Below are 24,315 nucleotides of genomic sequence, written 5' to 3' on the forward strand. Positions count from 1 at the left end.
TGAATGGGAGCGAGCCTGCTCGCGATATTTTTAGAGGGCAAAAGGCAAAGGCGTACTGACCTTCTGCCGCTGCGCCAGGCGCAGCTGAAACTCCATCGGGTCGTGAATCAACACGTCCTGGCCGGCGAACGATTCCGCGGCGATCAACCGGGACAGCCAGAACCGCACGCACGCCACTCGCAACAGGGTCGGCCACAGCTCGGCCTCGGCAGCGGTGAATGGCCGCAGCGCCGCGTAGGCGCCAAGCAATGCCCGCGCTCGCGGGCCGTCCAGTAAGCCGTTATCGTCCGAACACCAGTCGTTCAACGCGATCGCCACGTCGTAGAGCATCGGCCCGGAGCAGGCGTTGTAGAAGTCGATCAACCCGGTCAGGTGCGTGCCTTCGAACATCGCGTTGTCGCGGAACAGGTCGGCGTGGATATTCGCCCGTGGCAGCGCCAGAATTTTCTCTTTTTGAAGTGTGATCTCGTCCAGCGCCCGCTGCAGCAGGTCGCTTTGCTCGGCATTGAGGTGCGAGAGCAGTTGGTGGCCCTCTTCCAGCATCCAGTCCAGACCGCGATCGGTCTTGCGCTTGATCATCTTGGCCTGGGTTGCCAGGTGCAGATGGGCGAGCAACTCACCGACCTGGGCACAATGCTGGGCATTGGCTTGCTTGATGTGCTTGCCCGCCAGGCGCGGTTGCAGCAGCGCAGGCTTTCCGGCCAGCTCGCGCAGGGCAACGCCGTCGGTCGTGCGCAAGGCGTATGGCACCGGCAGGTCGGCCTCGTGCAGGACATCCAGCAACTCGATGAAGAACGGCATTTCCTGCACTGGGCCGCGCTCGACCAGGGTCAGGACGAACTCGCCCTTTTCCAGGCTGATAAAGAAATTGGTGTTTTCGCTGCCAGCGGCGATTCCCTGGAAATCAAGCAGGCGGCCGAGCCCGTAAGGGGCGAGAAAGGTTTCCAGCTCGGGCCGAGCCAGCGGGGTGAACACAGACATGTTTTAACTGCCAGTACGGGCGCCGCCAGGGGCCGGCGCCAAGTGAAATTAAGAATCTACTTCCAGGAAACTATTTCCATTCGAAAATCTTCCACGACGGAATCAGCATATCGGGCTGATCCGAGCGGATGAAGTTACCGTCCGATCCATCGGCGCGCACCAGAAAATAGGGTTTTCCGCCCTTCGGCGTGACCTGGATGGCGTACAGAAAACCATTCTGGCGGAATTCCTTGATCGTATTGTCGCCTTCGGTTCGGATGGTGACATCCGGTTCAGGCGATGGCGCATCATCTGCGGCCATCACGGCCAAAGGTGTAATTGCAAACAAGCCAGCCAGCAACAGGCGATTTAGTGTACGCATGATAACCTTGTCCCTTTGTCGTCAACGGTCCCGCTATTCTAGCGCCGGACCCGCCGAAAAGGTTGATCCTGCTCATGAGCCAAGCCCCCCTCGTCCTGGTGGACGGTTCTTCATACTTGTACCGGGCCTTCCATGCCCTGCCGCCACTGACCACCTCCAAAGGCATGCCGACCGGAGCGGTCAAAGGCGTGCTGAACATGCTCAAGAGTCTGCGCAAGCAGTACCCGGACAGCCCGTTTGCCGTAGTATTCGACGCCAAAGGTGGGACCTTTCGCGACGAAATGTACGCCGAATACAAGGCCAACCGCCCGAGCATGCCAGACGACATGCGCGTACAGATCCAGCCGCTGCACGACAGCGTCAAGGCCTTGGGTTTTCCACTGCTGTGCGTCGATGGCGTGGAGGCCGACGATGTAATCGGCACACTGGCCCGCAGCAGTGCAGCAGCCGACCGCCCGGTGGTCATCTCCACCGGCGACAAGGACATGGCGCAGCTGGTTGATGGCCACATTACCTTGGTCAACACCATGACCGGTAGCGCGCTGGATGTAGAAGGCGTGAAGGAGAAATTCGGCGTCGCTCCCGAGCAGATCATCGATTACCTGGCGCTGATGGGCGACTCTTCCGACAACATCCCAGGCGTTCCGGGCATTGGTCCCAAGACGGCTTCTGGCTTGCTGGTAGGCGTGAATGGTGGCCTGACCGAGCTGTATGCGAAGCTCGACATCGTCCCAACCCTGCCGATCCGTGGTGCGAAAACCCTCCCGGCCAAGCTCGAAGAGCACAAGGAGATGGCTTTCCTCTCCTATGCGCTCGCGACAATCAAGATCGACGTCCCGCTGGACATCGGTCTCGACGATTTGCAGATGGGCCGGCCGGATCACGATGCCCTCGCCGAGCTCTACACCCTGCTGGAATTCAAGAGCTGGTTTGATGAGAATCAGCGCGATGCCAAGCGTTCCGGCCAGGAAGTGACCGCGCCTGTGGTCGAAGACGCCGCTGGCGAGACTGAGCGCAAATACACCACGATCCTCACCCAGGCCGATTTTGACCTATGGCTGAAGAAGCTCAACGACGCCAGCCTGTTTGCCTTCGACACCGAAACCACCGGTCTGGATGCGCAGCAAGCACAACTGGTCGGCTTGTCGTTCGCGGTCCAGGCTGATGAAGCGGCCTACATCCCGTTGACCCACTCCTACATGGGCGTGCCCGACCAACTGGATCGCGACACCGTGCTGCGTGCACTCAAGCCGATCCTGGAAGACCCGAACAAACTCAAGGTCGGCCAGCACGCCAAGTACGACATGAACATCCTGGCCAACTGCGCCATCGGTGGCGACCAGAGCTGCGGCATCAACGTGCAAGGCATCGCCTTCGATACCATGCTCGAATCCTACGTGCTGGATTCCACCGCGACTCGCCACGACATGGACAGCCTGGCGCTGAAGTATCTGAACCACACCACTATTGGTTTCCAGGACATCGCCGGCAAGGGTGCCAAACAGCTGACATTTGACCAGATTGCCCTGGAACTGGCCGGGCCTTATGCCGCCGAAGACGCCGACGTAACGTTGCGCCTGCATCAGACCTTGCAGGAAAAGCTCAACGCAATTCCAAGCCTGAGCAAGGTATTGAACGAAATCGAAATGCCGCTGGTGCCCGTCCTGGCCCGAATCGAGCGTCAGGGTGCGCTCGTCGATGCCAACCTGCTGGGCATCCAGAGCGTCGAGCTGGGCGACAAAATGGTCGCACTGGAGCGTGAGGCATTCGCCATTGCTGGTGAGGAATTCAACCTCGGCTCTCCAAAACAATTGGGCGTCATCCTGTACGAAAAACTCGGCATGCCGATCCTCAGCAAAACCGCCAAGGGCCAGGCATCAACGGCCGAAGCGGTGCTGGCAGAGCTGGCCGAACAGGACTACCCGCTGCCCAAGGTGCTGATGCAGTACCGCTCGATGAGCAAACTGAAAAGCACTTATACCGATCGCCTGCCCGAGCAGATCAACCCGCGCACCGGGCGGATCCACACCTCTTATCATCAGGCGGTCGCAGCAACCGGTCGCTTGTCCTCCAGCGACCCGAACCTGCAGAACATTCCAATCCGCACAGCTGAGGGCCGTCGGATTCGCCAAGCGTTCGTTGCACCCAAAGGCTACAAGCTGCTGGCGGCGGACTACTCGCAGATCGAATTGCGGATCATGGCGCACCTGGCCAAGGACGAAGGTCTGCTGCACGCCTTCCGCAATGACCTGGACGTGCACAAGGCCACCGCCGCCGAGGTGTTCGGCGTCGAGCTGGAAAACGTCACCACCGATCAGCGGCGCAGTGCCAAGGCGATCAACTTCGGCTTGATCTACGGCATGAGCGCTTTTGGCCTGGCCAAGCAGATCGGCGTGGACCGCAAACAGTCCCAGGCGTACATCGACCGTTATTTCACCCGTTACCCAGGCGTGCTCGAATACATGGAGCGCACCCGCGCCCAGGCCGCAGAACAGGGTTTCGTCGAAACCATCTTTGGCCGGCGCCTGTACCTGCCGGAAATCAACGCCAAGAACCCGGCCCTGCGCAAGGGCGCTGAACGCACGGCGATCAACGCGCCGATGCAAGGCACCGCTGCGGACATCATCAAGAAAGCCATGGTGGCTGTAGATAACTGGCTGATGACCTCGGGCCTGGATGCCAAAGTCATCCTGCAGGTGCACGATGAATTGGTGCTGGAGGTGCGCGAGGACCTGGTCGATCAGGTTCGTGACGACATTCGCCAGCACATGAGCGAAGCCGCGAAGCTGGATGTACCGCTTCTGGTGGAGGTCGGGGTGGGGAATAACTGGGACGAGGCCCACTGACCGGTATTTTTTGCCAGGAACGGCCGCGGCATAGTGTCGCGGCCGGCTCAAAGAGCGCTTATTTCAGAAAACGAAGCGGCTTATTTCAAATGGTTTTTGAGCGTTCGGAACTAAATACGTGAACTGCGACTCAGAGTAACTGAATGGCTGGTGAAGCCGTTCATTGCTCCTATGTTGTGTTAAGTGTTGGCAGATATTCGGACCCCGCCCTAGCGGTCCGGAACTTGAACCCCGGAACTTCCCCCTCCCCATTGAAGTCCGGGGTTTTTTTTGCCTGCGATTTACTCCGCGGCAGGCTCCGCGCCCTTGTCAGCCAATTCCATCCAACCCGCCAATACAGTGTAGGCCTCTTCCAGCCCCATGCGCTTGGGCGCCGAGAACAGCTGGATGGTGATCGTGCTGCCCCAGCCTTTGCGGATCTCGGACTGAACCTTGAGCAGCGTATTTTTCGCCGCACCGTAGGTGAGCTTGTCCGCCTTGGTCAGCAGGATGTGCATCGGCATGCCGCTCGCTACGGCCCAATCGAGCATCAGCAGGTCGAAGTCGGTCATTGGATGACGGATGTCCATCATCAGGATCAGGCCTTTCAAACTCTCGCGCCCGCCCAGATAGGCTTCCAGGTGTCGCTGCCAGTGTTGCTTCAACGGGATAGGTACTTTCGCGTAACCGTAGCCCGGCAGGTCGACCAGACGGCGATCATCGTCTAGCTTGAAGAAATTAAGCAGTTGCGTGCGCCCCGGGGTCTTCGAGGTTCGCGCCAGGCTGGCATGGGTCAGGGTGTTCAATGCGCTGGATTTACCAGCGTTCGAGCGCCCTGCAAAGGCGACTTCAAAGCCTTCGTCATCGGGGCATTGATCGACTTTGGCAGCGCTGAGCATGAAGGTGGACTGTTGGCACAGGCCGAGGATGGGGTTCTTGAGTTGCATGGGATTTCCGATGTGGGCGGCGCCGGGAATGGACGCGGCAAGCGGTGTCGTTTCCGTTTCAGTAGCGCCAGTATATAATGCCGCAGATTTTGTGTGCGCTTTGTCCCAGCGTAGGATGAAGTTCACGAGAGCGAATGACCTTGATTGCGCATTAGAACGCAGAACGCTCTCAACCCTGAAAAGGTCGTTTTATGACGAAATGGCTGCTGGCTGCCGGAGTCCTGATACCGCTTTACAGCGCTCAGGCTACACAGGATCCGGAAGCTGTGTACAACCGTGTTTGTGGTGCCTGTCATTCCGGCCAACTCCCCATGGCGCCCCGAAAGGGCGATCAGGAAGCTTGGACGCCGAGGTTGGCGAAAGGTATGGAGACGCTGGTGCAACACGTGACCCAGGGTTTCAAGGCGATGCCGCCGCGTGGTTTGTGCATGGACTGCAGTGCCGAGGATTACCGAACCATCATCCAGTGGATGAGCGAGTGATCCCGGTCCATAACTCTTTAACCCTTAGCCGTAGTTGGATTAGCTGATGAACAAATTGATCGTGAGTCTGCTGTTGACCGTGGGGATCTCCGGCGTAGCCCATGCTGCAGGTGACGCAACAGCTGGCCAGGCGAAAGCCGCAGTCTGTGGCGCCTGTCATGGCCCGGATGGCAACAGCATGGCGCCTAACTTTCCGAAACTGGCAGGTCAGGGCGAACGTTATCTGAACAAGCAGCTGCACGACATCAAGTCCGGCAAGCGCACGGTACTGGAAATGACTGGCCTGCTGACCAACCTGAGCGATCAGGACCTGGCTGATATCTCCGCCTACTTCGCCAGCCAGAAAGGCAGCGTTGGCGCCGCCGATCCTAAACTCGTGGCTCGTGGTGAAGCACTGTTCCGTGGTGGCGACCTGGCCAAGGGCCTGCCAGCCTGCACCGGCTGCCACTCTCCGAATGGCGCAGGCAACGCGGCCGCCGGCTTCCCGCACCTGGGTGGCCAACACGCTCAATACGTTGGCAAACAACTGACCGATTTCCGCAAGGAAGAAGGCGGCCGTACCAACGACGGCGACGCCAAGCCAATGCAGAGCATCGCCAAGCGCATGAGCGACGAAGACATTGCCGCAGTGTCCAGCTACATTCAGGGCCTGCACTAAGCGCGGCTAATCGGGCGGCGTGCGGGCTTACATCTGCCGCTACGTTAACGCTCCATTAATCTGTCGCAACAAGTATAAAAAGGGTGGCTCCGGCCGCCCTTTTTTGTGGCCGCTGCCGTTACACTACAGAACTCGAGCCCGCACAGACCCGTCTGATAACAGGTCGCGCGAGGCGACTCAAATTCTCCAGGAGTAAAGCATGCGTAATCTGATCATCAGCGCCGCATTCGTCGCTGCCAGCCTGTTCGGCGTGACTGCCCAAGCCGCCGAAACACACCCCGACTCGTATGTTGAATTGGCCAATCCGGTCCCGGTCGCAGTGCCTGGCAAAATCGAAGTGGTGGAGCTGTTCTGGTACGGCTGCCCGCATTGCTACGCCTTTGAACCCGTGATCAACCCTTGGGTCGAGAAGCTGCCTTCGGACGTCAACTTCGTACGCATCCCTGCCATGTTCGGCGGCCCGTGGGATGCCCACGGCCAGATGTTCCTGACCCTGGAAGCCATGGGCGTCGAGCACTCGGTTCACGCCGCCGTCTTCAATGCCATTCAGAAGGAACACAAGAAGCTCGTTGACAAGAACGAAATGGCTGACTTCCTTGCCACCCAGGGCGTAGACAAGGACAAGTTCCTGGCGACCTTCGACTCCTTCGCCATCAAGGGCAAGATCGTCCAGGCCCGTGAACTGGCCAAGAAGTATCAGATCACCGGCGTTCCAACCATGGTCGTCAACGGCAAGTACCGCTTTGACATCGGCTCTGCCGGTGGCGCGGAAGAGGCCTTGAAACTCGCCGACCAACTGGTCGACAAAGAGCGAGCGACCCACAAGGCTGCGGCCAACTAAGCGCTGCGACCGCCATGCGCCGCTGGGGAACTGAACGTGTCGTTGGCCTGCATGATCCGCGGGTCAACGATCATCACCTGGAATCGACGGGTCTGCCCACGGACAGCCGTCTGCGTTTGCTCAGCTTCAATATCCAGGTCGGCATCAGTACCGAGCGGTATCGGCACTACCTGACCCGTGGCTGGCAGCACGTACTGCCCCACCCCGGGCGGGCCGATAACCTGCAGAAAATCGGCAATTTGCTGGGCGACTTCGATCTTGTCGCCCTGCAGGAAGCGGACGGCGGCAGCCTCAGGTCCGGCTACATCAATCAGGTGGAACACCTGGCCCAACTGGGCGCCTTTCCCTACTGGTATCAACAACTCAATCGCAACCTCGGGCGCCTGGGACAGCACAGCAACGGCGTGCTGAGTCGCCTGCGCCCGTGGGCCATCGAAGATCACCCGTTGCCGGGCCCCAAGGGGCGCGGTGCGATCCTGGTGCGGTTCGGCGAAGGTCCCGAAGCCATGGTGGTGGTGATGATGCACCTTGCACTCGGGGCCCGCACCCGCAGCCTGCAACTGGCGTACATTCGCGAGTTGATCGGCGACTACAAGCATCAGGTGCTGATGGGGGACATGAACACCCACGCCAGCGACTTGCTCCAAAACTCCCCGTTGCGCGACCTTGGCCTGCTGGCTCCGCAAGTGGAAGCGACGTTTCCCAGCTGGCGCCCTCAGCGCTGCCTGGACCATATTCTGCTGAGCCCGACCCTGACGCTCGAAAAAGTCGAAGTGCTGGCTCAACCCATTTCTGATCACCTGCCGGTCGCGGTAGAGATTCGTCTGCCAGGTTCGCTCACGGCCGATGCATTGCCCGCGTTGAGTCCTGCCCTTCGCGGAACCGTTGAATGAGCGACGAAACACAGCGCTGGAAAGAAAAATACCTCAAGAGCGTCGAACAACAGGAAAAGCTCGAGCGTCGCTGGGACGCCCGGCTCGACCTGCTGCGGCGCGGGCTGGTACGCAGCACCCTGGCGGCGGAAGGCACTGACCGCGCCGTCGACCAGTGCATGAAGGAGATGCGCGACGTCATCCGCACCGATGAAATGGATGCGGGCCTGGCGGCGTTGTTGCCTCGCTTGGAAAAAGCCGTGCTTGACTCCGAGCAACGCCGCGAAACCCGGGTCAACCAGACCAGCGCCGCGCTGACTGCACTGGTCACTCAGTTGCAAACTTTGCCATTGCCGCGCGAAGTCAGCCGCCCCCTGAAGAACTTCGCCAAACAACTGGACGCTCGTGTCGGCCAGGCTCGTGAAATGCCGCTACTGCTCAGCGAACTGAGCGGGCTGCAAGGCAAGGCCCTGAGTCAACTGGAGCACCCAGCGGAACCTGGCCGGCCAGGTTTGCTGCAGCGCTTGTTTGGCCAGCGTGAAAACGAAGAAGCACCGCAGCAGGCAGTGGCGCTCGAGACATCAGTGCAGTCGCCAGCGCAACCGGCTGACGTAGAAGCTCAACAAGAAGTTGCCGCAGCGCCCCCCACACCGTCAAAGGTGGAGGTCGAAGCGCCCCAAGTGGTCCAGGCGCCACCCGTAACGCCGTCAATCGAACAAGCTGTCGAGGACGAGGCGCAGGCAACCGAAGCGGCCCCCTCCGCACCACCACCGGCGCAAGTCGTGGCGTTTGTTCCCCCCATTCTTGAAGTTCTACCCGCACCGCAGGCACAAACGCCCGAGCCGCCGCAGGCCGAACAACATGAGCCGCCGGACGCCACGCCGGTCGCTTCGGCACCGCCGCAAGGCAATCCGGACGAACTGACGCCGGAGGTCTTCCTCGACCGCCTGCCCCTGCCCCCGGTCATGGCCCAGGCATTGGCCGCCATCGATCCGGAGCAACCCGAGCAAGACATTCTCTACGCGCTGCCGGATTCGCCGGAACCGTCCTACAGTTCTGTGGCCAAGCATATCGAAGACACCCTGCTGGGCCTGCTGGACGACTTGTCGTTGCCCGAGCGCCATCGCCCACAAGCCGAAGCCATGCGTGACCGGCTGCAAAATGGATTGAATTGGTACGAATTGCTGCCGATTCTCGACGATCTGGCGACCTTGATGCTGGCCATCAACGACAGCGGCCAGCATGAGTTCGAAGTCTATTTGCAACAGCTCAATGAGCGCCTGGAGTCTTTCCAGAGCAACCTGCAAGCGGCCAGCGATGGCCACGCCGACAACCTATCGGCGGCGCGCGAGATGGACACGCAGATCCGCGAACAAGTCGACGGCTTGCAGAGCAGCGTGCAGGAGGCAGCCGACCTCGACGATCTCAAGCTCGTGCTGGAGAACCACCTGGAAGGTCTGCTTGGAACCATGGATCAGCACCAGAAGCAGCGCGACGAGCGCGAGCAGGAGGTCGCGGCCCGCCTTAAAGGTCTGGCCGAACGCGTGGCGCATATGGAGCAGGAAGCGCTGGGCTACCGCGAGCACTTGGAAGAACAGCGCCAGAAGGCCTTGATCGACCCGCTGACCACCCTGCCCAACCGCGCGGCATGGAGCGAACGACTGGATTACGAGATCGGCCAATGGCAGCAACATGGCAATACCCTGTTGCTGGCCATGCTCGACCTCGATCATTTCAAACGCATCAACGACAACTATGGCCACCTGGCTGGGGACAAGGTGCTGAAAATCATCGCCAGCGTGTTGCGTAAACGCCTGCGCGGCACCGACTTCATCGCCCGGTTCGGCGGTGAAGAGTTCGTCCTGCTGATGCCTGGCACCGTTCCCGCCGTGGGAGCAAAACTGCTGGAGAAATTGCGTGCGGCAATCGAAGCCTGCCCGTTTCACTTCAAGGGAGAGCCAGTGACCATTACCGTTTCGATGGGAGTGACCGCCTTCAGGCCCGGCGAACACAGCGATCTGGTGCTCAAGCGGGCCGACCAGGCGCTCTACCGGGCCAAGCACGCCGGCCGCAACCGGATCGAACTCGGCTGACGGGCAATTTGTCCCATTTTGTTGAAATGGGCCCGGTCAGCCGTCACGGCGCGAGGCAGTACGTTACACTGTTGCATTACTGTCCTTCGCGTGCTGTCTTCTGCCATGAAATATCTTGCCCTCATCCTTTCGCTGATCCTGTTGGCCGGTTGTGCCAGCGGGCCCCGGTACGACACCAGCCATCCTTCGGCCAATCACGACAGCCGCATCCAGTTTGTAGTGGTGCATTACACTTCCGCGTCCCTGCAACGCTCGTTGCAACTGCTGACCCATGGCGAAGTCAGCAGCCATTACCTGATCGGCGACGATAAAGACGCCACCATCTACAAATTGATGGATGAAAGCCTTCGAGCCTGGCATGCCGGTGAGAGCGAATGGCAAGGCCGAACCTGGCTGAACTCCAGCTCCATCGGCATCGAGATCGTCAATCCCGGCTTCAAGGAAACGGCGGACGGCAAGCGCCTCTGGTATCCCTACAGCGAAGCACAGATCCAGTCGCTGATCGCCCTGCTAAAGGACATAAGCAAACGTTACGCCATCAACCCTCGCAGCATCATCGGCCACAGTGATATCGCCCCACTGCGCAAACTCGACCCTGGGCCGCTGTTCCCCTGGAAACGCCTGGCGGATGAAGGCCTTGGTATCTGGCCGAACGAACAGGCAGTGGCCCGGCAACAGGCGCAATTCGACACCCAGTTGCCGAGCATCAGTTGGTTCCAGGGGCAGTTGGCCCGACTTGGATATGCCACGCCGCAAACCGGTGAGCTGGACGTCGCGACGCGTCATGTGCTCGCGGCGTTCCAGATGCATTTCCGTCCTTCGCGCTTCGACGGCCTGCCCGACGCGCAAACTGCCGCACTTCTGTTGGTGTTGAATCAGACAAAATAATGACGCCCGCCCGACGGTCAGCGCGCTTTCCAAATCAGCAGCTATAACTCATTGGTAATCCTTCGGATATCCAATATGACTGCTGCTCGAGAGACACTCCGTAGCTGGTTTTATCGCCCCTGGTTTCTGGCGATATTGGCTGCTGTGCTGAGCACTGTAATGCTACTGGCCGGCAGCATGTTCGTGGCCTTGAACCAGATCCAGCAGAACGAAAGCCTTGAAATGAATGCGCAAGGTGAGCGTTTCCTGGCGCGTCTCGAGCAACTGTTCGGACAATTGCGCGAAAGTCTCGATGATCTGGAAGCCCAGCCATTGCGCACCTGCAACGACGAAATGGTCGCCACGCTGCAACAGGTCACGTTCAATTATCGCTTCGTGTACGAAGCCGCATTCATGGACGGTTCGCGGATCTGCTCCAACCGTCCCCGCCAGGAAGGCCTGTCGATGATACGGCCCCCGGACATCAAGGATCCGGGCTACAGCTATTGGCTGAACACCTCCACCGAGCCCGACGAAAACCGCGCCGCGCTAATGCTGGGACGTGGCAACTTTCGCGTCGCGACCTCTCGCGGGCATTTGACCGATATGGTCGACCTGTCGCCGGGCAGCAGTCTTCTGGTCGTGCTCGACCACGGCAAGCGAGCCATCCCGGTGCTGGGTACGGCGCAGGCCTGGCCCCCCGACGAAGCCTGGCCAGCGGATAAACGCGATGCCCTGCAAGTGACCCAGACTCGCTTGATCTATCGCATGCCCACCGACAATCCCGAGTACCAATGGGTGCTGATCTCGCCGCGCACCGGCAGGCATGTGCCTACCGCATGGTGGTGGTTGGGCCCGGCCAGCCTGATAGCAGGACTATTGGTGGGCTTCATGGTGTTCCTGCTGGTGCGCCAGCGCCAGTCGCTGGACGCGGAGCTGGCGGGCGCGATACGACGCGGGGAGCTGCAGGTGTTGTATCAGCCAATCTTCAACCTCGACAACCGCCATTGCGTCGGAGCTGAAGCCCTGCTGCGCTGGCGTCGACCCGACGGCACCCTGACCAGCCCCGACCTGTTCATTCCCATGGCGGAGAACACCGGGCAGATCCGCCAGATGACCGATTTCGTCCTGCAACGTCTGCTGGAGCAGTTGGGGCATTTACTGCGTGCCAATCCGCAGCTCTATATCTCGGTCAATCTGGCAGCCTGCGACGTGATGGTGCCGCGAATCGGCCAGGTGATGGCGCGCCTGTTGACCCTGCACCGCGTGGCAGCCCGACAGATTGCTTTTGAAGTCACCGAGCGTGGGCTGATCGATGTCGAGGTGGCCCGGGAAAACCTCCAGGCTCTGCGTGATGTCGGGCACCAGGTGTTGATCGATGACTTTGGCACCGGCTATTGCAGCCTCGCCTACCTGCAAACCCTGCCGGTGGATTGCCTGAAAATCGACAAGGCGTTTATTGATGCGCTGGGGCATGACGCAGCCAGCAGTGGCGTTGCGCCACACATCATTCATATGGCCCAGGCGCTGCAACTCAAGGTCATTGCCGAAGGTATCGAGCATGAAGCCCAGGCAGCGTTCCTGAGCAGTGAAGGGGTGAAGTTCGGCCAGGGCTGGCTGTTCGCCCATGCATTGAGCGCCGTGCAGTTCATCGAGCTGATTACCCGTGGCCGGCGTATCGCCGCACGACGCCTGGATGACGAGGCCTGACGCCAATCAGACCGCCAGCGCCATATAGAACTGCGTGCCCTGCCCCGGCCGCGAATAAACGCCCATCCGCCCGCCGTGCAACTGCACGATTTCCTTGCATAGCGCCAAGCCCAGCCCAGCGCCACCTTTCTTGCGTCCAACCTGCACGAAGGGTTCGAAGATCCGGCCCTGCTGGCCATAGGCAATGCCTTCACCATTATCCTCGACGCTGATAATCACTCGCTCGCCATGACGTCGGCCCTGCAAGCGGATCTGGCCACCCGTGCCGGTGTGACGCAATGCGTTGTCGATCAGGTTATCCAGCACCCGGTCCAACTGTGGCTGATCGGCTTGCAACCTCGGCAATGGCTCCTGGACTTCCACCAACAAGTCGATGCCCTTCGCCTGCGCTGCCTCGGCGAATCGCAAACGGGCCTGCTCAAGCAAGTCTTCGATGGAACAGGGCGCCAGTGTGAGTTTCTGCAATCCGTTCTGATAGCGGGAGAAATTCAACAAGTCATTGATCAGTTGCATCAAGCGCTGCATTTCTTCGTTAACGGTGTCCAGGAGATCCGCTTCACGGGAGTCCTCGGGGAAATGGGCACGCTCGCGGAACAGACCGAAAGCCATGTGCATTCCGGTTACCGGTGTGCGCAGCTCATGGGATGCGCGCAGGACAAACTCGCTGCGCACTCGCTCGAAGGCGCGCTGCTCGGTGACATCATGCAGCACCATCACCGCACCCAGGATATGGCCCTGGGTATGACTGACCGGCGTCAGGCTGTAGGTCAGCAACCGCGACTCGCCATCGACCTCGACACTCAAGTCTTCGGGCACCCGCTCCAGCGTGCCGCCGCGCAGCACCATTTGCAGTTGCTGATCCAGTTCGGGCCTGTCGAGTGCCGAGCCCAGTCCTTTCCCGAGGAAATCGGTGTCCCAGCCCAACTGGCGTTGCGCCACCGGATTGAGGTGTTCCAGACGACCCTCGCGGTCAATCATCAACAGCCCATCATCGATGCTGTCGAGCACACCCTGCAAGCGCTGTTGACCGGCGAGCAATTCGTCGACATTGGTCGCCTGATGCTCACGCAACGCCTCAGCCATGAGGCCGAAACGCTTGGTCAGTTGATTGATTTCTGCCGCAGAGGACACCGGCAGCGTCACCTCGAAGTTGCCTTGGCCGATATTGTCGGCAGCTTTGGCCAACGCTTCGATGGGTGCACCGAAACGTCGGGCAATCGCCTGTGCGGTGACGAAACCGATGATCAGCACCGCCAGGCCAACCAACCCCAACAACCCCGCAATCAGTAGCGCCCGGTCCCGCCCCTGGCGCTGCATGTCGCTGATGTCGTCCAACGCATTCTTGTGCTCGGTAATCAGCCCGTTGCGCACCACATTGAATTTTCTGGTCAGCTCTTCGTTGCCACTCAATATGTGGGATGGATCGCTCGACTGATCCAAAGCCTGAAGGAAATCCAGATAGTCAGCCTTGGCTTGAGCGAATCCGTAACGCCGATCTTCGCCCAGATCATGTGCGATGCCTTGCTCCAGCAATTCGAAATAGTGCTGTTTTGACGCTTGGAACTCCGGCGACTCGGGCTTGTTGCCCAGCATTAGAATCAACTGGTCGCCCAGGGTCTGGCGCAGCTTCAGCCCAAGGTCCAGGGTGACGAAGCTGTTGCGTACCAATACTTCCTGGGTTCCCGCCATCTGCATCACGCTGACCAGCCCGAGCAACAGCCCCAGCAACGCGACGGTGATCAGTGCGGAGATACTCAGGAAAAGCCGAGTACGCAACTTCATCGCCAGTTTCATCACGCGCAACTCACAGGTTGTATTGCTTGCGTTTGCGATACAGCGTCGACGCGTCGATGCCCAGCGTCTTGGCGGCCTGATCGAGGGTGCCAGCGGTGGCCAACACGGCGCCGATGTGGGCTTTCTCCAGTTCGTCCAGGCTTAATGCCGCGCCAATGCGCGGCGCGTTGTTGGCCGGTGTCTCGGCCATGCCCAGATGGCTGAGCTCGACACGTTCCTGCGGACAGATGATGCTGGCGCGTTCCACGACGTTACGCAGTTCGCGGATGTTCCCCGGCCATCGGTAGCTCAACAAAGCCTCACGGGCTTCTTCGCTAAAACCACGTGCCGGTCGCGCGTACTCCTTGACGAAGCGCGCCAGGAAGCGATCAGCCAGGTTGAGGATGTCTTCACGGCGCTCACGCAGCGGTGGCAAATGCAGGGTGATGACGTTCAGGCGATACAGCAAGTCTTCACGGAAACGCCCCTCGCGCACCATGTCCTCGAGGTTGAGGTTGGTGGCGGCAAGAATGCGCACATCAGCACGACGCGTGACCGGATCACCGACACGCTCATATTCCTTGTCCTGGATGAAACGCAACAACTTGGGTTGCAACGTCAAGGGAAAATCGCCGATTTCGTCGAGAAACAGCGTCCCGCCATCCGCCTGATTGACGCGTCCGAGGGTGCTTTCGCTGGCGCCGGTAAAAGCGCCCCGGCTGTGACCGAAGAGCTCACTTTCCATCAATTCGGCGGTCAGCGATGGGCAGTTGATGGTGACGCAAGATTTCTTCGCGCGTTTACTCCAGCCGTGAATGGCCTGGGACAGTTCGCCCTTACCGGTGCCGGACTCGCCAAGAATCAGGATGTTGGCGTCAGTGGTCGCTACCTGGCGGGCCGTTTCGAGGACCACCTTCATGGCCGGGCTATGAGAGTCCAGGCCGTCCTTGGGTTTGCGGATCTCCCCTTCCAATGCCTCCAGGCGCGCCGACAGTTGTCGCACTTCCAGTTGTTTGGCGGTCGCCAGGCGCAGTTGATCAGGGCTGCAGGGTTTAACCAGATAATCGGCTGCGCCTGCCTGGATTGCATCCACGGCGGTGTCCACGGCCGAGTGTGCGGTGACGATCACCACACGCATCCATGGCGCCTGGATACGCATTTGCGCCAGCACGTCGAGACCGTTGTCTTCACCGAGGCGCAAATCAAGGAAACACAGGTCGAACACCTGACGTTGCAATAGCACATCGGCCTGTGCCGCGCTGTTGGCCGTGGCGACACTATAGCCTTCGTCTTCGAGGCAATACCGGAACGTTCGCAGGATGGCGGATTCGTCATCCACCAGCAGAATGCGGCCCTGATGCTCGGTGGCAGATTCCATTTTTCCTACGCTCCTAAATGAATGATCTTTGTTAGTCCCGGAAAAATCGGGCAAGTTGCATGGTTAATTCTGGTCGATTCCGGCCACGTCGGGGGAGAAATCTACTCACCCCGTTTTTAATCACCTGATTTCACTGTTTTTATCGGTTCTGCCATTCGAGGCTGAATCTGCTCCCCATCAGACACCAGCGTGTCTCACGCAATTCAAAAAATTCTGAAAGCTCCCACGAATTTATCGTGCATTTCGCACGACAACCAATAGGGCATCGTGCAGGATGCGTCCGACATTGATTTTTTGTGTTTACTAAATCATTGTTTTTATTAGATTTTTTGTGAAGAAAAAGCTGGCACGCACACTGCAATAGTGTTTTCAGCCCGAGCGAAAACACTCGCTCAACCAAAACACCACAGTGTGGGAGGAATTTCAGGATGAATCGCCAACGTGCCGCCCAAATGCGTATCTCGCCACTGCATATCCAGCAGGGTCTGTTCGCGGTCCTGGCACTGTTGATCACCCTGATTGGCGGTCAACAGCTGCTGCGTTGGGAGCTGAGCCAGCAGCCGGAAGCGCCGCGGGTATCGTTTCAGTATCCCACTCAAACTCACTTCAGCGCCGCACGCAGTTCGGCCGCCGAAAACCAGCCATTGCGCATGATGGACGTCGACCAGGCTCAGCCCCTGGATGAGATGCCACGCCAGGAGCGCTGGGTATTTTGAAGATACGAACTTGACGCGGGCAGCGCGTCGGGCATGAGCAAGACCTCTAAATAGAAGTAAGGAGAATCACCATGTTGAGCTGGGCAATCACTTTCCTGATCATTGCCATCATCGCCGCCGTACTGGGCTTCGGTGGTATCGCAGGCACCGCCACGGGTATCGCCAAGATCCTCTTTGTCGTGTTCCTGGTGATGTTCATTGCTTCGTTCTTCTTTGGCCGTCGTGGTCGGGGCTGAGGATGAACGTTCCATTCAAGACGCTGGCAGCCGCCCTGCTTCTGGGCGGCAGTGCCATAGCGATGGCGGCCAATGATGGCCAGACGCGGGTCAACGAACTGCTAAGCAGCGACCCGCAGTTCCGGGACACCTGGCAAGGTGTGGTAAAGAAGGAAGAACGCCTGCCGGAATGGGTGATGAATCTCTCGGGTAATGCTGAGCAAATGAATGCCGTACAGGAAGATGGCGACGATTATCTGGTGGGCCCGCTTTGCGAAACTCCGGACACCTGCCGCAATAACAGACTGATCGTTGCCGTCAGCCTCGACAGGAAGGACGCGTATGCGATGTTGGTGCAGGTGCCGGCAGGCTTGCCGACCGACAAGTCGCCAACGCGGCATGCCGACTATCGCTTCCTCGGCAAACCCGACCAGGGCATGCAGACGATGTTGATGGAACAGCTAAAGAAAGATCCAAACTGGTACTGAATCTGTCACATGAAAGAAGCAACATTGCTTCTCTCTGATGCGCCGCCCGAGGAAGGTAGGCGCATGACCAAGGGGTCGGGACGTTCTGCCTGTTACAGGGGCGGAGTGACCTACGGGTACATGGAGTGCCTGCGCAAGGGCCGGGTCAGGTAAAAGCTGCGACGCAAGTTCGCCGTCCAATATTGGTTCGACGGACTTGCGGAGAGCTTGCTCAACGCTGAGATATTTATGGACGATCCATTCGGTATCGCCCCCTCCCTGCATTCACCCCTTCGTGATTTCCAGCCGGCGATTTCTTCATGACCGTACATCGAGAAAAACTCGATCTATTTTGCGGCGTTTTGTCGCGAGGCAATGTCGGATTTTTCTGAAAACCACCGCTTGGATAACTGACCGTAAATCAATCATTCACCTCGGAGATGACCGGTTCACGGCACTTGAAGCGCCGAAATGTCACATTCGAACCATTTGCGACGTCGCTTTTGACTCATAAACCTCATGCCGATTCGGCATAGGGTAGTCGTTTACGGCATTAGACGCCGCTTCCCCGCATCGGAATAGTTGCGCCTTTTTTCAGCTGCCAGAGAGCCATAAAAACGCTCCGGGTACCTTATACGGGGGCGGATGCACACGACTTTTTCGCCATGAGCGGTCCAGTTTGCGCATCCAGTCCGAGTCAAACTGAAGTAAGGGTAAAGATATGAAGAAGGCAAAGCTCAGCCTCGCCTGGCAGATCCTCATCGGTCTGGTGTTGGGGATTGCAATCGGTGCGCTGCTCAACCACTTCAGTGCGGAGAAGGCCTGGTGGATCAGCAACGTCCTGCAACCGGCGGGCGATATCTTTATCCGTTTGATCAAGATGATCGTGATCCCGATCGTCATTTCCTCGCTGGTCGTCGGTATCGCCGGCGTGGGCGATGCGAAGAAACTCGGCAGCATCGGCCTCAAGACCATCATCTATTTCGAGATTGTTACCACCATCGCCATCGTGGTCGGTCTGCTGCTCGCCAACGTATTCCATCCGGGCGCCGGCATCGATATGAGTACGCTGGGTACGGTGGATATTTCCAAGTATCAGGCGACCGCCGCCGAAGTTCAGCATGAACATGCGTTCATCGAGACAATCCTCAACCTGATCCCGTCCAACATCTTCGCGGCCATGGCCCGCGGCGAAATGCTGCCAATCATCTTCTTCTCGGTACTGTTCGGTCTCGGTCTGTCGAGCCTCAAGCCGGAACTGCGCGATCCGCTGGTCACGATGTTCCAGGGCGTATCGGAAAGCATGTTCAAGGTCACTCACATGATCATGAACTACGCCCCGATCGGCGTTTTCGCCCTGATCGCGGTAACTGTCGCCAATTTTGGCTTCGCTTCGCTGCTGCCGCTGGCGAAACTGGTGATACTGGTTTACGTCGCCATCGCCTTCTTCGCCTTCGTGGTACTGGGCCTGATCGCTCGCCTGTTCGGCTTCTCGGTGATCAAGCTGATGCGCATCTTCAAGGATGAGCTGGTCCTGGCCTACTCCACCGCATCTTCGGAAACCGTGCTGCCGCGTGTCATCGAGAAAATGGAAGCCTACGGTGCGCCGAAAGCCATCTGCAGCTTCGTGGTGCCGACCGGCTACTCGTTCAACCTCGACGGTTCGACCCTGTACCAGAGCATCGCGGCGATTTTCATTGCCCAGCTCTACGGCATCGACTTGTCGATCAGCCAGCAACTGCTGCTGGTGCTGACCCTCATGGTTACTTCCAAAGGCATCGCCGGCGTTCCAGGCGTATCCTTCGTCGTGCTGCTGGCCACCTTGGGCAGCGTCGGTATCCCACTGGAAGGCCTGGCGTTCATCGCCGGTGTCGACCGCATCATGGACATGGCGCGGACCGCCCTGAACGTGATCGGCAATGCACTGGCTGTACTGGTCATCTCACGCTGGGAAGGCATGTACGACGATGCCAAGGGCCAGCGCTACTGGAACTCCCTGCCGCACTGGCGCAGCAAGGAAAAAATGCCGGTCGCTGAGTCATCTCACAGTTAAGTCTTACCTGTGGGAGCGGGCTCGCCCGCGATGAGGTCGGCAGCTTCAACCTATTTGTTGGCTGACATAAAGCCATCGCGGGCAAGCTCGCTCCCACAGGGTTAACTCCCAGCACCCAAACAAACCCCGGAACAATCCGGGGTTTGTCGTTTCTGGCCGCCCCGCTATCATTCGCGCATCTTTTGGGGGATTTGACTGATGCTAAATGGCCTGTGGCTTGGCTTCTTCATCGTGGCCGCCGTGTCGGCGCTGGCGCAGTGGCTGATCGGCGGCAACGCCGGAATCTTTGCGGCGATGGTGGAGAGTATTTTCGCCATGGCCAAGTTGTCGGTCGAAGTCATGGTGCTGTTGTTCGGCACCCTCACCCTCTGGCTGGGCTTCCTGCGGATCGCCGAGAAAGCCGGGATCGTCGAATGGCTGGCAAAGGCGCTGGGGCCCCTGTTCCTGCGCCTGATGCCCGAAGTGCCGCCCGGCCACCCCGCCATCGGCCTGATCACCCTGAACTTCGCCGCCAATGGCCTGGGCCTGGACAATGCCGCCACCCCCATCGGCCTCAAGGCCATGAAGGCATTGCAGGAACTCAACCCCAGCGACACCATTGCCAGCAACGCGCAGATCCTGTTCCTGGTGCTCAACGCCTCCTCGCTGACCCTGCTGCCGGTGACGATCTTCATGTACCGCGCCCAGCAAGGCGCGCCTGACCCGACGCTGGTGTTCCTGCCCATCCTGCTGGCCACCAGTTGCTCCACCATCGTGGGTTTCCTCGCCGTCGCGTTCATGCAGCGCCTGCGGGTCTGGGACCCGGTGGTGCTGGCCTACCTGATTCCCGGCGTTCTCTTGCTTGGCGGCTTCATGGCGCTGTTGGCCACGATGTCGGCCACTGCATTGGCCGGCCTGTCATCGATCCTGGGCAACCTCACGCTGTTCGGCCTGATCATGCTGTTTTTGATCATCGGCGCGCTGCGCAAGGTGAAGGTCTACGAGGCCTTTGTCGAAGGAGCGAAAGAAGGCTTCGATGTGGCGAAGAACCTGCTGCCGTATCTGGTGGCGATGCTTTGTGCGATTGGGGTGCTGCGTGCTTCCGGGGCGCTGGATTTCGGCCTCGATGGCATTCGTCACCTGGTGGAATGGGCCGGCTGGGACACCCGCTTCGTCGATGCGCTCCCGACGGCGATGGTCAAGCCGTTTTCCGGCAGCGCTGCCCGGGCAATGCTCATCGAAACCATGAAAACCTCCGGCGTGGACAGTTTCCCGGCGCTGGTGGCGGCGACGATTCAGGGCAGCACCGAGACGACCTTCTATGTGCTGGCAGTGTACTTCGGCGCGGTGGGCATCCAGCGCGCCCGGCATGCGGTGGGCTGTGCGTTGCTGGCGGAGTTGGCTGGGGTGCTGGGGGCAATTGGGGTTTGTTATTGGTTCTTCGGTTAATCCAAGTTCCCTTGTAGGAGCGAGCTTGCTCGCGATCGCGGAGTATCAGCCACCCTAGATGTTCCATGGCACACCGCATCGCGAGCTCGCTCGCTCCTACAGGGGGATCATTGGCCTCACGGGCGCGCTGGCGCCACCTTCTGGCCTTGTTCCACCGCCCAGTTGACCACCTGCGCCGTCAGTTGATCACTGGCCCGACCAAACCCGCTCACCGCCGATGGGACGGCGACGTCGCCCAGCGGCTGACGCACTTCGAAGCGGCGGCTGGCGAGGATGCGCTGGTCAAAACCACGCACCAGTAAGGCATCCAGGCGCACCACGACGCTGACGGCCTTGCCCTGGTACTCGGTCTGGAAGGCCTGGAGGGTTCCGCCCAGTTCCAGGTCTGCCTGGAAATTGCTGTCGTCGGTGCTCAACAACGACACCCGGCCATCATGCTGGAAGCCATCGAGCAGACGATTGCGCAGCAGTTCCGGCGCAGGGTCGCTCCAACGTGAAGCCTTGTAGCTGCTGATCAGATCCCCTTGGGGGATCACCGCGATGTTGCGACTGTTCAACGCCTCGCTGGCCTGCGGCTTGACCAGGCGCAGCGACCAGCTTTGCGCGGTGCCATGGCTGCTGGCTGCGCCACTCTGGGACGAAGGCAAACGATACACATCGGAGGGCTCGGCCTTGGGCAGGATCGAGCAGGCGCTGGTCACCGCGAAGGCGCCAAGGAGAGCAATGTGACACAGCTTCATGGCGTGAATTCCTTGTTCTTGTCAGTGCCCAGCAGGTAGCCGCTGGGATTGGCTTCCAGGCGCTGTGAAATGGCCCGCAACGACGTCAGCGTCTCACGCAGTTCTCGCACCGCCGGTGCCAGGCCATTGAGTCCCTGCATACCGTTGTTGAGCGAATCCTGGTTGCTGCTGAGCAGCTTATTGAGGGTGGCGCTGCTCTGTTCCAGCGACTTCATGGCTTGCTCCGCGCTGCCGAACGCCTGCTTGCCCTGATCATTGAGCAAGCCATTGGCGTTGCGCATCAGGGTCGACGTCTGCTCCAGCATGCCACTGGCCTGCTTGCCGACCGACGCCAATTGCTGCATCGCCAGGCGGATATCGCCACGTTGTTCGGCGATGGTGCCGGTGGTTTGTTCCAGGTGTTCCAGGGTCTTGCCGATGCGCTCGACGTTTTCGCTGGAGAACAGGAGGTTGGCGTTGTGCATCAGCATGTTCACGCCGGACATCAGGTCGTTGCTGTCATTGAGCAGGCGCGCGATGGGCGAGGGCGAGGCGACGATGGTCGGCAACTCACCGTCCTTGCCCTTGAGGGCCGGGCTCTGCGGGGTACCGCCACTGAGCTGGATGATGGACGTTCCGGTCACCCCGGTCAGTGCCAGTTTGGCCTGGGTGTCTTCCTTGATTGGCGTGTCACCGCCCAGGCGAATGCGCGCCAGCACCCGGCGCGGGTCGTTCGGGTCCAGACGCAAGGTCACCACGTCGCCGACCTTGATCCCGCTGTACTGCACCGAACTGCCTTTGGACAAGCCGCTGACGGCCTCGTTGAAGACCACTTCATAGTCCTTGAACTCGGTGTCGACGCTGGACTTGGCCAACCACAAGCCGAAGAGCAGGGCGCCTGCGACGACGATCACCGTGAACAGGCCGATCAATACATGATGGGCTCGGGTTTCCATGTCAGACCTCTTTCAACTGTTGGGCGGCGGTCAACGCCGCGCGGCCGCGAGGGCCGTGGAAATATTCGTGAATCCACGCATCATCGGTTTCGGCGACGACATCGATGGGGCCTGCCACCAGCACTTTTTTCTGCGCCAGCACGGCTACGCGGTCAGTGATGGTGTAAAGGGTATCGAGGTCGTGAGTGATCAGGAACACACTGAAGCCCAGCGCATCGCGCAATGTCAGGATCAACTGGTCAAAGGCGGCCGCCCCAATCGGGTCAAGGCCGGCGGTTGGTTCGTCGAGAAAGAGGATGTCCGGGTCCAGCGCCAATGCCCGGGCCAGCGCAGCGCGCTTGATCATCCCGCCGGACAGCGAGGCAGGGTATTTGTCGGCGGCGGACAGCGGCAGGCCGGCCAGCGCCAGTTTCACTGCTGCCAGGTGCTCGGCATCCTCACGGCTCAGGCCTGCGTGTTCGATCAGGGGCAGGGCGACGTTTTCGGTCACCGTCAGCGAAGAAAACAGGGCGCCTTTCTGGAACAAGACGCCAAACCGCCGCTCGACCAGCGAGCGCTCATGTTCAGACAGGGTCGGCAGGTTCTTGCCGAACACCTTCACCATGCCTTCGCTGGGCTGGCGCAAGCCGACAATGCTGCGCAGCAGCACCGACTTGCCGCTGCCGGATCCGCCGACCACGGCAAGGATTTCACCCTTGTTCAAATCCAGGTCGAGGTTTTCGTGCACGCTTTGGCTGCCAAAGCGATTGCACAGGCCACGTACCTCGATCACCGCCTCGGAGGGCGCACGCAGTGGACGACTCACCATCCCATCTCCATGAAAAACAGGGCGGCCACGGCATCGAGCACGATCACCACGAAGATCGACTGCACAACGCTCGATGTCGTATGGGCGCCGACCGACTCGGCACTGCCGCTGACCTTGAAACCTTCCAGGCAGCCAATCGCGGCAATGAGAAACGCGAAGATCGGCGCTTTGACGATCCCCACCAGAAAATGCTGAACGCCGATGTCCGAATGCAGCAAGGACAGGAACATCGCCGGGGAAATATCCAGCGACAGGGCACAGACCACACCGCCGCCGACGATTCCGGAGATCATCGCCAGGAACGTCAGCATCGGCAGCGACACCAATAATGCCAGCACCCGTGGCACCACCAGCAGCTCCATGGGGTCGAGGCCGATGGTGCGAATGGCGTCGATTTCTTCGTTGGCCTTCATCGAGCCAATCTGCGCGGTAAACGAGCTGGCCGTGCGGCCGGCCATCAGGATCGCTGTCAGCAGTACGGCAAACTCGCGCAGGAAGGAAAAGGCCACCAGGTCGACCGTAAACACCGTCGCTCCGAAGTTGGCCAGTACCGTCGCCCCGAGGAACGCCACCACGGCGCCCACCAGGAACGTGAGCAGGGCGACGATGGGCGCGGCGTCGAGGCCGGTCTGCTCGATGTGCGCAACCATCGGCGTGATCCGCCAACGCCAGGGGCGAAACAATCCGCGGGCGAGGGTTTCCAGGATCAGCCCGACGAAACCCAGCAGTTGCAGGGTGTCCTGCCAGACGGCATCCACCGCACGGCCGATGCGCGTCAACAATTGGATGCCGACGCTGATCTCCGGCTCCTTGATCGGTACGCAGAAATCGGTCATCGAGCGATACACCGTCTGCAACAACGCCCGATCCGCAGTGGGCAAGGTGCAATCAGGGTGTTCGGCGGATCGTCCAAGACGTTCCGAGCCCAGCAACTCCGCCAGCAGCGATGCACCTGCGGTGTCGAGCGCGCCGAGGCCGTTGAGGTCGATGTGGGTGTTGTTGTCGTATTGGCCGCGCAGCTTTTCGCACAGATCCTTGAGGGCGGCGTAGTGGGCGAGCGTCCAGTCACCCACGACCCGCAATTGCGCGGGGGAGAGTGATGTGTCCATCAGGGCACTGCCGGGCGTTGTGCTGCTGGTCATAAGCTCCGTGCTTGTTCGGCTAT

General features: G+C 59.9%; 22 protein-coding genes. 13 read left to right on the plus strand and 9 right to left on the minus strand.

Annotated elements, in window-relative coordinates:
* Positions 1–30 precede the first annotated feature (30 nt).
* Together AB4N64_RS24580 and AB4N64_RS24585 are read right to left on the minus strand one after the other, a co-directional pair.
* Positions 31–981 (minus strand): homoserine kinase, encoded by a 951-nt coding sequence (locus tag AB4N64_RS24580; RefSeq protein ID WP_460119337.1) that lies wholly within the window; start codon positions 979–981, stop codon positions 31–33.
* 70 nt (positions 982–1,051) lie between these two features.
* The gene (locus AB4N64_RS24585; RefSeq protein ID WP_460119339.1) at positions 1,052–1,342 is read right to left on the minus strand and encodes a DUF2782 domain-containing protein; all 291 of its coding nucleotides are present in this window, start codon (positions 1,340–1,342) and stop codon (positions 1,052–1,054) included.
* A 74-nt stretch (positions 1,343–1,416) separates the two neighbouring features.
* On the opposite strand from AB4N64_RS24585, the gene polA reads away from it, so the two are divergent.
* Positions 1,417–4,188 carry a DNA polymerase I gene (gene polA / locus AB4N64_RS24590; RefSeq protein ID WP_460119341.1) on the plus strand — a complete coding sequence of 924 codons (2,772 nt, stop codon included), beginning with the start codon at positions 1,417–1,419 and terminating at the stop codon, positions 4,186–4,188.
* A gap of 281 nt (positions 4,189–4,469) precedes the next feature.
* Here polA and yihA read toward each other — a convergent pair whose 3' ends face one another.
* Positions 4,470–5,114, minus strand: coding sequence for a ribosome biogenesis GTP-binding protein YihA/YsxC (yihA, locus tag AB4N64_RS24595; protein ID WP_460119343.1), 645 nt, complete (start codon positions 5,112–5,114; stop codon positions 4,470–4,472).
* A gap of 191 nt (positions 5,115–5,305) precedes the next feature.
* Here yihA and AB4N64_RS24600 point away from each other — a divergent pair, with 191 nt between their 5' ends.
* From AB4N64_RS24600 to AB4N64_RS24630, 7 genes are all read left to right on the plus strand, one after another.
* The gene (locus tag AB4N64_RS24600) at positions 5,306–5,596 is read left to right on the plus strand and encodes a c-type cytochrome (RefSeq protein ID WP_460119345.1); all 291 of its coding nucleotides are present in this window, start codon (positions 5,306–5,308) and stop codon (positions 5,594–5,596) included.
* Between the two features lie 46 nt (positions 5,597–5,642).
* Positions 5,643–6,254: a c-type cytochrome gene (locus AB4N64_RS24605; RefSeq protein ID WP_460119346.1), complete on the plus strand. Its 612-nt coding sequence runs from the start codon at positions 5,643–5,645 to the stop codon at positions 6,252–6,254.
* 199 nt (positions 6,255–6,453) lie between these two features.
* On the plus strand, positions 6,454–7,095 hold the full coding sequence (locus AB4N64_RS24610; RefSeq protein WP_460119348.1) for a thiol:disulfide interchange protein DsbA/DsbL: 642 nt from the start codon (positions 6,454–6,456) through the stop codon (positions 7,093–7,095).
* A gap of 14 nt (positions 7,096–7,109) precedes the next feature.
* The gene (locus tag AB4N64_RS24615) at positions 7,110–7,988 is read left to right on the plus strand and encodes an endonuclease/exonuclease/phosphatase family protein (RefSeq protein WP_460119350.1); all 879 of its coding nucleotides are present in this window, start codon (positions 7,110–7,112) and stop codon (positions 7,986–7,988) included.
* A complete protein-coding gene (locus AB4N64_RS24620) occupies positions 7,985–10,060 on the plus strand; it encodes a GGDEF domain-containing protein (protein WP_460119352.1) in 2,076 nt (691 codons plus the stop codon). Before AB4N64_RS24615 ends, AB4N64_RS24620 begins: the two co-directional genes overlap by 4 nt.
* Positions 10,061–10,165: 105 nt before the next feature.
* Positions 10,166–10,948, plus strand: a complete 783-nt coding sequence (locus AB4N64_RS24625; protein ID WP_460119354.1) for an N-acetylmuramoyl-L-alanine amidase — start codon at positions 10,166–10,168, stop codon at positions 10,946–10,948.
* Between the two features lie 75 nt (positions 10,949–11,023).
* Positions 11,024–12,637, plus strand: coding sequence for an EAL domain-containing protein (locus tag AB4N64_RS24630; protein WP_460119356.1), 1,614 nt, complete (start codon positions 11,024–11,026; stop codon positions 12,635–12,637).
* A 6-nt stretch (positions 12,638–12,643) separates the two neighbouring features.
* Here the strand turns inward: AB4N64_RS24630 and AB4N64_RS24635 are convergent, their stop codons facing one another.
* Positions 12,644–14,431 (minus strand): KinB sensor domain-containing domain, encoded by a 1,788-nt coding sequence (locus AB4N64_RS24635; RefSeq protein WP_460119358.1) that lies wholly within the window; start codon positions 14,429–14,431, stop codon positions 12,644–12,646.
* Positions 14,432–14,441: 10 nt separating this feature from the next.
* The gene (gene algB / locus AB4N64_RS24640) at positions 14,442–15,788 is read right to left on the minus strand and encodes a sigma-54-dependent response regulator transcription factor AlgB (RefSeq protein ID WP_460119360.1); all 1,347 of its coding nucleotides are present in this window, start codon (positions 15,786–15,788) and stop codon (positions 14,442–14,444) included.
* A gap of 428 nt (positions 15,789–16,216) precedes the next feature.
* Here algB and AB4N64_RS24645 point away from each other — a divergent pair, with 428 nt between their 5' ends.
* From AB4N64_RS24645 to AB4N64_RS24665, 5 genes are all read left to right on the plus strand, one after another.
* Positions 16,217–16,504, plus strand: coding sequence for a hypothetical protein (locus tag AB4N64_RS24645; protein WP_460119361.1), 288 nt, complete (start codon positions 16,217–16,219; stop codon positions 16,502–16,504).
* 71 nt (positions 16,505–16,575) lie between these two features.
* Positions 16,576–16,740: a DUF1328 domain-containing protein gene (locus AB4N64_RS24650; RefSeq protein WP_003177151.1), complete on the plus strand. Its 165-nt coding sequence runs from the start codon at positions 16,576–16,578 to the stop codon at positions 16,738–16,740.
* A 2-nt stretch (positions 16,741–16,742) separates the two neighbouring features.
* On the plus strand, positions 16,743–17,207 hold the full coding sequence (locus AB4N64_RS24655) for an inhibitor of vertebrate lysozyme family protein (protein WP_460119363.1): 465 nt from the start codon (positions 16,743–16,745) through the stop codon (positions 17,205–17,207).
* A 700-nt stretch (positions 17,208–17,907) separates the two neighbouring features.
* Positions 17,908–19,239 (plus strand): glutamate/aspartate:proton symporter GltP, encoded by a 1,332-nt coding sequence (gene gltP / locus AB4N64_RS24660; protein WP_460119365.1) that lies wholly within the window; start codon positions 17,908–17,910, stop codon positions 19,237–19,239.
* 198 nt (positions 19,240–19,437) lie between these two features.
* Positions 19,438–20,667, plus strand: coding sequence for a nucleoside recognition domain-containing protein (locus AB4N64_RS24665; RefSeq protein ID WP_460119367.1), 1,230 nt, complete (start codon positions 19,438–19,440; stop codon positions 20,665–20,667).
* 116 nt (positions 20,668–20,783) lie between these two features.
* Here AB4N64_RS24665 and AB4N64_RS24670 read toward each other — a convergent pair whose 3' ends face one another.
* From AB4N64_RS24670 to AB4N64_RS24685, 4 genes are read right to left on the minus strand one after another with little or no spacing between them, the layout of a single operon-like run.
* Positions 20,784–21,407, minus strand: a complete 624-nt coding sequence (locus tag AB4N64_RS24670; RefSeq protein WP_460119369.1) for an ABC-type transport auxiliary lipoprotein family protein — start codon at positions 21,405–21,407, stop codon at positions 20,784–20,786.
* The gene (locus AB4N64_RS24675) at positions 21,404–22,342 is read right to left on the minus strand and encodes an MlaD family protein (RefSeq protein ID WP_460119371.1); all 939 of its coding nucleotides are present in this window, start codon (positions 22,340–22,342) and stop codon (positions 21,404–21,406) included. The genes AB4N64_RS24670 and AB4N64_RS24675 overlap by 4 nt, the downstream gene beginning before the upstream one ends.
* Position 22,343: 1 nt before the next feature.
* Positions 22,344–23,150 (minus strand): ABC transporter ATP-binding protein, encoded by an 807-nt coding sequence (locus AB4N64_RS24680; RefSeq protein ID WP_460119373.1) that lies wholly within the window; start codon positions 23,148–23,150, stop codon positions 22,344–22,346.
* Positions 23,144–24,292 carry an ABC transporter permease gene (locus tag AB4N64_RS24685; protein ID WP_460119375.1) on the minus strand — a complete coding sequence of 383 codons (1,149 nt, stop codon included), beginning with the start codon at positions 24,290–24,292 and terminating at the stop codon, positions 23,144–23,146. Before AB4N64_RS24685 ends, AB4N64_RS24680 begins: the two co-directional genes overlap by 7 nt.
* Positions 24,293–24,315: the final 23 nt, after the last annotated feature.

Source organism: Pseudomonas sp. S2_C03 (assembly GCF_054668405.1).